General features: G+C 57.8%; 10 protein-coding genes. 7 read left to right on the top strand and 3 right to left on the bottom strand.

Annotation, left to right across the window (positions count from 1 at the left end):
- Window positions 1-100: 100 nt before the first annotated feature.
- From GS620_RS17550 to GS620_RS17530, 5 genes are all read left to right on the top strand, one after another.
- The gene (locus GS620_RS17550; protein WP_152459925.1) at window positions 101-613 is read left to right on the top strand and encodes a cytochrome c family protein; all 513 of its coding nucleotides are present in this window, start codon (window positions 101-103) and stop codon (window positions 611-613) included.
- A gap of 170 nt (window positions 614-783) precedes the next feature.
- Entirely contained in the window at window positions 784-2688 is a 1905-nt protein-coding gene (locus tag GS620_RS17545; protein WP_171617202.1) for an extracellular solute-binding protein, read from the top strand.
- 1 nt (window position 2689) lies between these two features.
- Window positions 2690-3784 (top strand): microcin C ABC transporter permease YejB, encoded by a 1095-nt coding sequence (locus GS620_RS17540; RefSeq protein ID WP_171617200.1) that lies wholly within the window; start codon window positions 2690-2692, stop codon window positions 3782-3784.
- Window positions 3785-4891 (top strand): ABC transporter permease, encoded by a 1107-nt coding sequence (locus GS620_RS17535; RefSeq protein ID WP_171617198.1) that lies wholly within the window; start codon window positions 3785-3787, stop codon window positions 4889-4891.
- The gene (locus tag GS620_RS17530; protein WP_171617196.1) at window positions 4888-6465 is read left to right on the top strand and encodes an ABC transporter ATP-binding protein; all 1578 of its coding nucleotides are present in this window, start codon (window positions 4888-4890) and stop codon (window positions 6463-6465) included. The genes GS620_RS17535 and GS620_RS17530 overlap by 4 nt, the downstream gene beginning before the upstream one ends.
- Before the next feature lie 24 nt (window positions 6466-6489).
- Here GS620_RS17530 and GS620_RS17525 read toward each other — a convergent pair whose 3' ends face one another.
- Together GS620_RS17525 and hemN are read right to left on the bottom strand one after the other, a co-directional pair.
- Window positions 6490-8418 (bottom strand): elongation factor G, encoded by a 1929-nt coding sequence (locus GS620_RS17525; RefSeq protein WP_171617194.1) that lies wholly within the window; start codon window positions 8416-8418, stop codon window positions 6490-6492.
- A gap of 212 nt (window positions 8419-8630) precedes the next feature.
- Window positions 8631-9986, bottom strand: a complete 1356-nt coding sequence (gene hemN / locus GS620_RS17520) for an oxygen-independent coproporphyrinogen III oxidase (RefSeq protein ID WP_171617192.1) — start codon at window positions 9984-9986, stop codon at window positions 8631-8633.
- 61 nt (window positions 9987-10047) lie between these two features.
- Here hemN and fnrL point away from each other — a divergent pair, with 61 nt between their 5' ends.
- Window positions 10048-10791, top strand: a complete 744-nt coding sequence (gene fnrL, locus GS620_RS17515) for a transcriptional regulator FnrL (protein WP_152459193.1) — start codon at window positions 10048-10050, stop codon at window positions 10789-10791.
- Window positions 10792-10862: 71 nt separating this feature from the next.
- Window positions 10863-11117, top strand: a complete 255-nt coding sequence (locus tag GS620_RS17510; RefSeq protein WP_152459192.1) for a GlsB/YeaQ/YmgE family stress response membrane protein — start codon at window positions 10863-10865, stop codon at window positions 11115-11117.
- Window positions 11118-11154: 37 nt separating this feature from the next.
- Here GS620_RS17510 and GS620_RS17505 read toward each other — a convergent pair whose 3' ends face one another.
- Window positions 11155-11994, bottom strand: coding sequence for a universal stress protein (locus GS620_RS17505; protein ID WP_171617190.1), 840 nt, complete (start codon window positions 11992-11994; stop codon window positions 11155-11157).
- Window positions 11995-12175 lie beyond the last annotated feature (181 nt).

Raw genomic sequence — 12175 nt, 5'->3', positions numbered from 1 at the left:
AGTTCGCGATTTGGTCGTTTCGTCGCGGTGTCTATACCTTGCCTCTCGCAAGTGGAAGCCTTAGACACCTGCGCAGACAGCTGAAATGGACACGCGATCAATGTTCGACACGATGACAGTTACGAAGGCCGCCGCTGGCCTGTTCGGCACTTTCCTGGTGCTGCTTCTGGCCAAATGGGGGGCTGACATCCTCTATTCTTCCGGTGGCCATGGCTCGGCTGAGGCCGCCTACATTATCGAAACCGAAAGCTCGGGCGAAAGCGCCGACGGCGAAGAAGTGGTCTTTGAAGATCTGCTGGCCGCCGCTGACGTTGAGAAGGGCGCGAAAGTATTCCGCAAGTGCACCGCGTGCCACAAGCTGGAAGACGGGGCGAATGGAACCGGCCCTTACCTGTATGGCGTAGTTGATCGCCCGGTTGCCTCGGCAAAAGGTTTCACCGGGTACTCAGCCAGCATGCAGGCCCATGGCGGCAACTGGACGCCCGAAGCGCTGGATGCCTTCCTGGAACGCCCAAGCGCTTATATCTCGGGAACATCGATGAGTTTTGCTGGCTTGAAAAAACCTCAGGACCGCGCGGACTTGATTGCTTATCTGCAGACAATTGGCAACTGATTGCCTGAGAGAACATTGAAGTTCAGAGCCGCTGCCCCGCGCAGCGGCTTTTTTTGTCTGAAGGGAACTTCACAAAGCGCTCACGCATTCTAAACTTGAAACTGTCAGCGTTGGCACTTTAGCTAGCGTATGCGACATAAAAGATTACAATAACCCAGAGGATGAGCCCCATGATATCCCTAATGCCTGCTGCACGTGATCTTAAGGTCAGGCCATTGGCTGGCATATTCGGGCTTTGTGCTGTTCTGCTCTCACCGCAAGCCGCTTTGGCATTGGATGAGGGGGTTACCCGCAGTCATGGATATTCGTATTTCGGCAATCTGGATTACACTGCTGACTATCCGCATCTGAATTACGTGAATCCAGATGCGCCCAAAGGTGGTGAGTTGTCCTTGGCGGCTTCGGGGACGTTCGATTCCCTGAATCCCTATTCCCGCAAGGGGCGCGCAGGCGCCTTGACGACGCTGCAATATGATCGCCTGTTCGAAAGCTCTGATGACGGTGTCGGGCAGTATTACGGCGTGCTGGCGGAAAGTCTGGAATATGATGAAGGGCGCAACTACGTCATTTTCCATTTGCGACCCGAAGCAACCTTTTGGGATGGCACGCCGGTGACGGCCGAGGATGTTGTCTACAGCCACCGCCTGTTCATCGAACAGGGCCTGCCTTCGTACGCCCAAGCCGTGGGCCGCATGGTGACGGGGGCCGAAGCGCTGGATGATCACACGGTCAAGTTCACGTTCAATCCGGAAGTCACCCGCCGCAGTTTGATCGAGACCGTTGGGTCGACCCCCGTCTTTTCGAAAGCATGGTTCGAGGCGGACGAGTCCCGGCGTCTGGATGAGCCGCGTCTGGAAGTTGCGGTCGGCTCGGGCCCCTATAAACTCGACAGCTATGACATCAATCGTCGTATCGTTTACAAGCGACGTGACGACTATTGGGGTAAAGATCTGCCATTCAATGTCGGTCGCAACAATTTCGATACCATCCGCGTCGAGTATTTCGCCGATCAGACAGCGGCGTTCGAGGGGTTCAAGGCCGGTGAATACACGCTGCGGATTGAAAGCGATCCCAAGCTTTGGGCGACGGCGTATGATTTTCCGAAGCTGAACGAAGGTGTGATCGTTCGGGACGAGATACCGGATGGCAGCCCGCCAACGCCGTCAGGCTTCGTCTTCAACCTCGGAAAACCGCAGTTTTCCGACAAGAACGTACGCAAGGCCCTTGCACTGGCCTTCAATTTCGAATGGGCAAATGAATCCCTGCTGTTTGGTCTGAATTCACCGCGCAATTCCTTTACACAAGGCACCCCGCTGGAAGCGCAAGGCCTGCCCGAGGGCGATGAACTGGCGTTTCTTCAAGCGCTGGGTGAGGTTGTGCCCGAGGACCTTCTTTCAGAACCTGCCGTGACGGTTCACGAGTCAAACCCCGCGCGCCTGAACGATCGCAGAAATCTGCGAATAGCCGCGAAATTGCTGGACGAGGCCGGGTGGCCCGTCGGCGATGGCAACGTGCGGCGCAACGCGGAAGGGCAGACGCTCAAGGTGGATATCCCCTATCCTTCAAACCTGCCGACCTCGACGGCCACGATGATTGAAACCTATGTCCAGAACCTGCAAGCCATTGGCGTGGATGCGTCGGCGGAAAAGGTTGACCCGGCGCAATACACGCTGCGCAGCCGCGAGCGGGACTATGACATGGTCTATTCCACTCGTTACGGGTCTTTTTTGTCGACCGGTGGCGGGTTGAGCCAGATGTACGGGTCGGAAGAGGCCGCATTCAGTCTTTTCAACCCGGCCGGATTGGCCAGCCCATTGGTTGACGCAATCATCGAAGCATCCTTTGATACTGACAATCAGGCGGATCAGGACATGGCGTTGAAGGCGTTGGATCGCGCTTTGCGGTACGAGTTCTTCGTGATCCCCGTAGGATACATCGCTGACCACTGGGTGGCATATTACGATATGTATGAATACCCGGAAAACCTGCCGCCTTATTCCTTGGGCTATCTGGATCTGTGGTGGATCAATCCGGAAAAAGAGGCCGCACTGAAAGCGAAAGGCGCGCTGCGATAACATGGGCGCCTATATTCTAAGACGTTTGTTGCTGATCATCCCGACCCTTCTGGGCATCATGATCGTCAACTTCACGCTAGTACAATTCGTGCCTGGCGGACCGGTCGAGCAGATCATTGCCCAGATCGAAGGTCAGGGGGATGTTTTCGCCGGTTTTGCGGGTGCGGGCGATACCGGCGCGGGGTCAGAGCCGGCGGGCGGCGTTTTCGACGACAAATATGTCGGTGCGCGGGGCCTGCCGCCCGAGTTCATTGCTGAACTTGAAAAGGAGTTCGGCTTCGACAAACCGCCCTTGGAACGTTTTCTGATCATGATGGGCAACTATCTGACGCTGGACTTCGGCGAGAGCTATTTCCGCTCGATCAGCGTGATTGATCTGGTGCTCGAGAAAATGCCGGTCTCGATCTCGCTGGGCCTGTGGTCAACGCTTATCGCCTATCTGGTTTCGATCCCTCTGGGCATTCGCAAGGCGATCAGGGACGGTTCGCAGTTCGACACGTGGACCAGCGCAGCGATCATCGTGGCCTATGCGATCCCTGGCTTCCTGTTTGCCATTCTACTGCTGGTGCTTTTCGCCGGTGGATCTTATTGGCAGATCTTCCCGTTGCGGGGGTTGACATCCGACAACTGGGACAGCCTGAGTCTTTTTGGCAAGATCGCAGATTATTTCTGGCATATCGCGTTGCCGACCATTGCGCTGACGATCTCGGCCTTTGCGACATTGACGCTGCTGACCAAGAACTCTTTTCTTGATGAAATCAAAAAGCAATATGTCATGACCGCCCGCGCCAAAGGCCTGAGCGAACACAAGGTGCTGTATGGCCATGTGTTCCGCAACGCGATGCTGATCGTCATAGCCGGATTTCCGGCTGTGTTCATCGGCGTGTTCTTCGGAGGTTCGATCATCATCGAAACGATCTTCTCACTTGATGGTTTGGGACGTCTGGGTTTTGAAGCCGCCGTGGCGCGGGATTACCCGGTGATTTTCGGCACGCTGTTCATCTTTGGCCTGATGGGGCTGGTGGTCGGCATCATCAGCGATCTGATGTATGTGCTGGTCGACCCGCGCATCGATTTTGAAAAGCGGGAGGGGTAAATGGCATTGTCCCCCCTGAACCAGCGCCGCTGGAGCAACTTTCGCCGAAACAAGCGCGCCTTCTGGTCGTTGATCATCTTCGCCGTGTTGTTCGGCCTGTCGCTGTTTGCCGAGTTCATCGCCAACGACAAACCGATTCTGGTGAAATACCGGGGCGAGTTCTACATGCCGGTCTTCAACTTCTACGCGGAAACCGATTTTGGCGGAGACTTTCAGACAGAGGCGATCTATCGCGACCCCGAGGTTCAGTGCCTGATAGACAGTGGCGGGCTTGAGCAGTGTTTCGACGATCCCGAAGCCATTATCGAACAGATCGACGCCGGCACGTTCCAGGCGGAGGGGTTCGAGCGTGGCTGGTCGCTTTGGCCGCTGATCCCCTATTCCTACAACACGTCTGTGGACCGCCCCGGGGCTGCACCTTTGCCGCCCAACGGCCAGAACCTGCTGGGCACCGATGACACCAAGCGCGATGTGCTGGCACGGGTGATTTACGGCTTCCGCTTGTCGATCCTGTTCACGCTGTTGGTGACGGGCGCTGCCAGCCTGATCGGTGTTTTTGCCGGTGCCATACAAGGTTTCTTCGGCGGTTGGCTGGATCTGATCTTTCAGCGGATCATCGAGATCTGGTCAGCGACACCATCGCTTTACGTCATCATCATCATGTTCGCGGTATTGGGGCGAAGTTTCTGGCTGCTGGTCGCGTTGATGATCCTGTTCAGCTGGACCGGGCTGGTTGGCGTGGTGCGCGCAGAATTCCTGCGGGCGCGAAACCTTGAATATGTGCGCGCTGCACGGGCATTGGGGGTGGGCAACATGACCATTATGTTCCGCCACATGCTGCCCAACGCAATGGTTGCCACGCTGACCTTCATGCCCTTCATCGTCACGGGCACCATTGGCGGGCTGGCTTCGCTGGATTATCTGGGTTTTGGTCTTCCGTCTTCGGCCCCTTCGCTGGGGGAGCTCACCTTGCAGGCAAAACAGAACCTTCAGGCCCCATGGCTGGCCTTTACGGCCTTTTTCACCTTTGCCATCATGCTGTCCCTGCTGGTCTTCATCTTTGAAGGCGTGCGGGATGCGTTCGATCCCAGAAAGACCTTCTCATGAGCCTGCTGGATGTAAACAACCTGAAGGTCTCGTTCCGGCAGGACGGTCAGATCAGTGCTGCGGTTCGGGGCGTGTCATTCCATGTCGATCGCGGGGAAACCGTGGCGCTGGTGGGTGAATCCGGATCGGGCAAATCTGTGACCGCGCTCAGCACCGTATCTTTGCTGGGCGACAGCGCGATCGTCGAAGGGTCCGTCACCTATGACGGACAGGAGATGATCGGCGCCTCGGAGCAACGCCTGATGGATGTGCGCGGCAATGACATCAGCTTTATTTTCCAAGAGCCGATGACATCGCTGAACCCGCTGCACACGATCCAGAAGCAGATGGCGGAATCGCTGGCCCTGCATCAGGTGGTCACGGGTGATGTCGCGCGCGAGCGGATTCTCGAACTGTTGAACAAGGTCGGTATCCGCGACCCCGAAGACCGGCTGGACAGCTATCCGCACCAGTTGTCGGGCGGACAGCGGCAGCGCGTGATGATCGCCATGGCGCTGGCGAACAAGCCGGACATCCTGATCGCCGATGAACCGACAACGGCGTTGGATGTAACCATTCAGGCACAGATCCTCGAGTTGCTGGCCAGTTTGCAGAAATCCGAAAATATGGGGATGCTGTTCATCACCCACGATCTGGGCATCGTGCGGCGCATCGCCGACCGGGTCTGTGTGATGAAGGATGGTGAGATCGTCGAGACCGGCGCGACCGCCGAGATCTTCGACAACCCGCAGCACCCCTATACCCGCAAGCTCCTGGCCGCGGAACCTTCGGGTCAGCCAGACGCCGTTGCGACAAATGCCGAGGAAGTCGCGCGCACCGATCACCTGAAGGTCTGGTTCCCGATCCAGCGCGGGTTTCTGAAACGCACGGTCGGCTATGTGAAGGCGGTGAATGACGCCACGCTGAGCGTGCGCGCGGGTGAGACCTTGGGGATCGTGGGCGAAAGCGGGTCGGGCAAGACCACGCTGGCGCTGGCGATCATGCGTCTGATCGCGTCCGAAGGCGGCATCACCTTCCGCGATCAGGATGTTCGAAAATGGTCCACACGAGAGCTGCGCCGGCTGCGCAAGGATATGCAGATCGTGTTTCAGGACCCGTTCGGCAGCCTCAGCCCACGCATGACCTGTCAGCAGATCATCGCGGAAGGTCTGGCCATTCACAACATTGATCCTCATCGCGCGCCGCGCGAGCTGGTCGCTGAGGTGATGACCGAAGTGGGCCTGGATCCTGCGGCGATGGACCGGTATCCGCACGAGTTTTCGGGTGGTCAGCGTCAGCGCATCGCGATTGCGCGCGCGATGGTCTTGCGACCCAAGCTGCTGGTTCTTGACGAACCGACCAGCGCGCTGGACATGACGGTTCAGGTTCAGATCGTCGATCTGCTGCGCGATCTGCAAAAGAAATACGGGCTGGCGTATCTGTTCATCAGCCACGACCTGAAAGTGGTGCGGGCGATGTCGCACAAGGTGATCGTCATGCGAAACGGAGATGTGGTTGAAATGGGCACGGCCGAGGATTTGTTCGAAAATGCCCAGACCGACTATACCCGCGAATTGATTGCTGCGGCGGGCTGAGATCAGCCCGCCACCGTCAGTCCATCAGGCGCTGGCTTTCTCTTTGGCCGCCGTTTTCGGCACCGGCCCGCGCAGTTCTTCATAGTGATCAAAGCTCAGCCTGACCCACCCGGTTCCACGCGTGGCACTGGCAAGAGTGCGATGCAGTTCATCCTCGGCCACGGCGGGAATCAGAGCGTTGAAAATCTCCCAGCCTGATGCGTTCGGGTTGCCCTCAAATCCCAGAACCTGTCCTTGCAGAGAGCTGATCGTCGGCACGAGGTCGCCAACAAAATCAGAAGGCAGGTGGATTTCAGCGTTCAGGATCGGCTGCAAAACAACGGGCTTGGCCTGTGGCAGCGCTTCGCGCACGGCGTTCTTGCCCGCGGTGCGGAAGGCATAATCGGAACTGTCCACGTTGTGATGTTTGCCGTCATGCAGCGTGACCTTCACATCCACCACCGGAAAGCCCTCGGGGCCTTGCTCCAGCGCGTCTCTGGCGCCCTGTTCCACGGATGGGATGTAATTCTTGGGCACCGCGCCGCCCTTGACCACCTCTTCGAACTGGAACCCAGATCCGCGCGGCAGCGGCGCGACCGAAATCACGACATCCGCGAACTGCCCAGCCCCGCCGGATTGTTTGCGGTGTCTGTGGCGATGTTCGACAGGTGTTCGGATGGTTTCGCGATAGGCGGTTTCGACCGGGTCGGCTTCAATCTCGATCCCGAAATCCTCGGCCAGCTTGGCGGTCACGCGTCGCATGTGCTGCGGACCTTGAGACCCAAGAACGGCGTGGCCGGTAAGCTCATCCTGTTGCAGGTGAAGGCCGGGGTCGATTTCGGCCAGACGGCTCAGGGCGTTTGACAGGCGCACATCGTCCCGCTCATGCGCGGGCGAGACGATCTGACGATGCGCCACCGGATGCGAGGACGCCCATTCCGGCAGTTCAGTCGCCGAATTGCTGTCGTAGATATAGCCGGGGTTGAGGTGATCGGATTTCACCGCCAGACCAATCTGCCCGGCCTCCAGCGTGGCGATCTGGGTTTTGGCATCCAGCATTGTCAGATTGCCGACGGTTTCACCCCCCAAGGCTTCATGGGCTTGCACGCCGTCCCCCAGGCCGCGCAGAACCACGATTTTTCCGATGTGCTTTTTGACATCCGCAAAACCGGCAATTGCGCGGGCGCCGTCTCCGGCCTCGTCGCGCCCGGCGGCGATGTCAAATTCGGGGGCTTCGTGCCGCAGCGCCTTCATCAGACGCGTCAGCCCGTTGCCGTGGCTTGCGGCCCCCAGACAGGCGGGAATCAACTGATGGTTCTTCAGGACCTGTGCCGCCAGGTCATAGACCTCGTCGCTTGGCGGCTGTTTGTCTTCGATGAGCTGTTCCAGCAGGGTGTCATCGAAATCGGACAGGGTTTCGAGCAGCTCGGTTCGCGCTTCCTGCTCGCGGTCTTCGACGGATTGAGGCAGTTCGATCAGGGCCGAGGGCTGGCCCTCCTGATATTTCCAGGCCCGTTCCGAGATCAGATCAACCGCCCCGATGATCGTATCCCCTTCGCGGATCGGGACCTGACGCAGGGCGATGTGATGGGTGCAGTATGTTTGCAATGTGGCGATGATATCGCGGATGCGGCCGTTGGGATTGTCCATCCGGTTGATGAAGAGAAAACACGGGATGCCGGCCTCTTCTACCAGTCGCAGGTAGGGCGCGCACAAAACGGCGGCATTCGGGTCGGGGGGCACGACAACTACGGCAGCGTCCGATACAGCCATTGCGGGTCCGACATAGGCCAGAGCATCGCCGCCCCCGTCAACGTCGATCGCGCACCAGGGCTCGTCCAGGTAAGAAAAACCGTGCAAATGCACGGTTTCGGAAACATCGAATGTGGTGGGGCGCCCGTCGAGGCGGCTGATGGCCTCGACAAGCGTAGATTTGCCCGATTGACTGGGCCCGAGGACGGTGAATACGCGCATGAGTGTTGTCCCTCTTTCAGGTTGCAGATTGGCTGCACGAAAGGGACCGACCGACGCGTTGGCGTCGACAAGGATTGTCTGTATTTTGCCCGCCTCAGGCCGCAGAGCGAGATGCCGCCCTACAGCATGAGTGTGGGAAAAACCGCAGGCGTGCGTCAAGCCCCTGATGTGTTTTGCGCGTGACGGGCCGAATGCTGCCCGCCGAAAAAGGGTCAGATGGCCGAGCTGTGCCCGGCTTTGCTGAGGTCATAGGCGTCAAAGCTGCGGGCGATCATCCGGGTCAGCGCCCGCGCTTCGGGCGGTATGAAAAGCCCGGCTTCAGTGATTTGCAGCATCCCGTCGAAAGATGCGTTGGCTGCGTGATACATCTCGTCCAGTTCAGCGGCTGATACATCGTGATCCCGCAGGATTTCTGCCGTGTCGATTTTGAAATCGCACATCAGTGCCTCGATCAGGCGGGCACGCAGAATGTCCTGACCCTTGAAGAGGTGCCCTCGGGATGTCGAAAACTGCCCATCGCGAATGGCTTTGGTATGGGCAGAGGTGGCCGGAGCGTTCTGCGCGTAACCTTGCGGGAAACGAGAGATCGAGCTGGCCCCGACACCAATTAGAACATCGGCCTGATCGTTGGTGTAACCCTGGAAGTTCCGCTTGAGGCGGCCCGCGCGCAAAGCGTGTGTCAGACCGTCATCCTGAGTGGCGAAATGGTCGATACCGATCTCGGCATAATTGTCCCAAAGGAACAAACGTCGGGCCGTGTCGAACAGTTCAAGCCGCTGTTCCGGTGTGGGCAGGGCGTCCGACGGAATCAGCTGCTGCCGCTTGGCCATCCAAGGCACGTGGGCATATCCGTAGAGTGCCACGCGATCCGGGTTGAGCGACAGGAGTTTCTGCACGCTTTCCGTCATGCGCGCCTTGGTCTGATGTGGCAGACCGTAAAGGATATCCGCATTCAGGCTGGTAATGCCACGTTCACGGATCATGTCGATTGCGTCGCGTGTTGTGTCATAGCTTTGAATACGGCCTATGGTTTTCTGGATTTCGTCATCGAAATCCTGCACCCCAATCGAGGCGCGGTTCATGCCCGCGTCTGCCAGCGCGTCCAAACGCGCCTCGTCAATCTCGTTCGGATCGATCTCGACCGAGAATTCGGCATTTGGCCCCATGGGCACGATACCCAGGATGTGTTGTGCCAATTCGCGCATCAATTGGGCGTTCAGCAATGTTGGTGTGCCGCCGCCCCAGTGCAGGCGCGACAGAACCACACCTTCAGGCAGACGGGCCGCCAGAAGGTCCAGTTCGGCCTTCAGAACATCGACATAGGCGATTACCGGATTGTCGGTTTGTGTCCCTTGTGTCCTGCAGGCGCAGAACCAGCATAGCCTGCGGCAGAATGGGACATGAATGTACAGCGAAATTGCACTGCCGGGTTTGATCCCGGAAATCCAGTCGCCAAACATGTCTGATCCCACGTCGTTGCTGAAGTGGGGGGCGGTGGGGTAGCTTGTGTAACGCGGTACTTTCGCGTCAAAAAGTCCAAGCTTTGCCAATTGTGGTTTCACTATCATGGCGATACCCTTATGCGACAGGCGACACAGGTGCTTTGATGGAGATCAAGTGGGAACGCGCATGACAGTAAAAGCACAATTTGACCATTCAAATTGCGGAGATTGCCCGATTCGTCATCGCGCCGTCTGTGCCCGGTGTGATGCCGATGAGTTGGAAGAGCTTGAAAGCATTAAATATTACCGAAGTTTCGAGGCCGGTCAGACGATCATCTGGTCTGGGGATCAGATGAGTTTTGTCGGCTCGGTTGTGGCCGGAATCGCATCGTTGACTCAGACGATGGAAGATGGCCGCACCCAAATGGTTGGTCTGCTGCTGCCAAGCGACTTCGTTGGCCGCCCGGGTCGCGATACTGCGCCTTATGATGTTCAGGCCACGACGGATGTCGTGATGTGCTGTTTCCGCAAGAAACCGTTCGAAGAGTTGATGGACCACACCCCGCATATTGCCCATCGTCTTTTGCAGATGACTTTGGACGAGCTTGATGCCGCCCGCGAGTGGATGCTGGTTCTGGGGCGCAAAACGGCGCGTGAGAAGATCGCCAGCCTGCTGTCGATCATTGCGCGCCGGGACGCTTCGGTCAGCCAAAAGGGTCTGACTGGATCTATCGTGTTCGACCTGCCCCTGACCCGAGAAGCAATGGCGGATTACCTGGGTTTGACATTGGAAACGGTCAGTCGCCAGATATCAGCTTTGAAAAAAGACGGGGTGATCACACTTGAAGGAAAGCGACACGTGACCATCCCCGATCTGGGCCGCCTGATGGAAGAGGCAGGTGACGATTCGGATGGCGGCTTTCCGGTCTGACGCGAACGGTTTTTGACCGCCAACAGCCGTCGCGGTCTTGTTCGCAGGAATGTCTGATTCAGGAGATCGACATGGAATTTACCAGTTTGTTGGCAATGCTTTTGGTCGGCGCAATCGCCGGTTGGCTTTCCGGAAAGATTATGGAGGGCAGGGGTTTTGGTCTTTTCGGAAACATAGTTGTCGGAATCGTAGGTGCGTTTCTGGCGGGGTTGATTTTTCCGGCGCTTGGATTCGCTGTTGGCGGCGGCCTGCTGTCATCTATTCTCTTCGCAACAGCAGGTGCCGTAATCTTGTTGTTCTTGATAGGCCTGATCCGCAGAGGATGACAAAAGCCGCCAAGTCGGGCGGCTTTTGAAGGGCGGATCAATGAGCCAGGAATACCGGTACGGTAGACTGCTCCAGCATGTTGCGTGTTGCGCCGCCCAGAATGGCCTCGCGAAAACGGGAATGACCGTAAGCGCCCATGACGATCAGATCTGATTCTGTATCGGATGCGTGGCGGTTGAGAATATCCGACACGCGCGTCATGCTTTTGCTCAGCACATCAATCTCACATTTGACCCCGTGTCGGGCCAGCATCTGTGACAGCATTCCGCCCGGATCAGACCGGTCCGGCCCATGGCGGGGCGGATCGATGACCACGATTCGGACCAGCTCGGCCTTTTTCAGGAAGGGCAGGGCGTGACGAATGGCGCACATGGCCTCTACGCTTTCGTTCCAACCTATCATGATATTGCGCGGCACCGACAGCGGCTCGACGTCGTCCGGTACGACCAGAACCGGGCAATGCCCTTCGAACATGGCGGCTTCGATGATGGGTTCGGCCTCGGCACCGCGGTCTTTGCCATAAGGGTGCGGCAGGACCACCAGATCGGAAAACCGTGCCCTATGCGCAACATGGCGTCCGATATCGGCGATCTGCGCGACGCCGTGCTCGGCGGACCAACGAACGCCGGACTTGCCAAGGTAGTTATTGGCAAAGTTCAACAGCTCCTGGGCCTCGGCGTTGGCCCGGCTCAGTGTTTCCTGAACGATAAGCGCATTGGCACCAGCATAGTAATAACCTGTCTGACTGCGATCGACGCCAAGGCACAGGGCTTCGGCATGTGCATCCTGCGATTCTGCCAGGGCCACCATCTGCGCCAGAGCGGCGGGTGCCGTCTGCGTTTCGGTCATGACAGTGAGTAGTGATTTGTAAGTCATTGCGACCTCATGATTCGGGCATTTGGTCTCATGTGACCAGTCGGCCTATTTCCTCTACAATGCGTGTCACAGAAAACGCAGAACTGTCTTGATACAGATCAAAGCAGTAACAGCTGCCGTGCTTCAGAACGGCAGCCAGTCAAATGGGTTTCGCGCGTACAAGAATCAAAAACGCGCGGGG

The organism is Ruegeria sp. HKCCD6428 (assembly GCF_013110595.1).
In the GTDB taxonomy this organism is placed as follows: domain Bacteria; phylum Pseudomonadota; class Alphaproteobacteria; order Rhodobacterales; family Rhodobacteraceae; genus Ruegeria.
Note: the sequence above shows the minus strand (reverse complement) of the source record. Positions and strands in the feature narration are given on the sequence as shown.

Bases quoted from the DNA above. Each gene is read 5' to 3' on its own strand.
- GS620_RS17525 (WP_171617194.1), bottom strand. From the start codon at position 8,418: ATGCGCGTATTCACCGTCCTCGGGCCCAGTCAATCGGGCAAATCTACG.
- fnrL (WP_152459193.1), top strand. From the start codon at position 10,048: ATGACAGTAAAAGCACAATTTGACCATTCAAATTGCGGAGATTGCCCG.
- GS620_RS17535 (WP_171617198.1), top strand. From the start codon at position 3,785: ATGGCATTGTCCCCCCTGAACCAGCGCCGCTGGAGCAACTTTCGCCGA.
- GS620_RS17550 (WP_152459925.1), top strand. From the start codon at position 101: ATGTTCGACACGATGACAGTTACGAAGGCCGCCGCTGGCCTGTTCGGC.
- GS620_RS17540 (WP_171617200.1), top strand. From the start codon at position 2,690: ATGGGCGCCTATATTCTAAGACGTTTGTTGCTGATCATCCCGACCCTT.
- hemN (WP_171617192.1), bottom strand. From the start codon at position 9,986: ATGATAGTGAAACCACAATTGGCAAAGCTTGGACTTTTTGACGCGAAA.
- GS620_RS17505 (WP_171617190.1), bottom strand. From the start codon at position 11,994: ATGACTTACAAATCACTACTCACTGTCATGACCGAAACGCAGACGGCA.
- GS620_RS17530 (WP_171617196.1), top strand. From the start codon at position 4,888: ATGAGCCTGCTGGATGTAAACAACCTGAAGGTCTCGTTCCGGCAGGAC.
- GS620_RS17510 (WP_152459192.1), top strand. From the start codon at position 10,863: ATGGAATTTACCAGTTTGTTGGCAATGCTTTTGGTCGGCGCAATCGCC.
- GS620_RS17545 (WP_171617202.1), top strand. From the start codon at position 784: ATGATATCCCTAATGCCTGCTGCACGTGATCTTAAGGTCAGGCCATTG.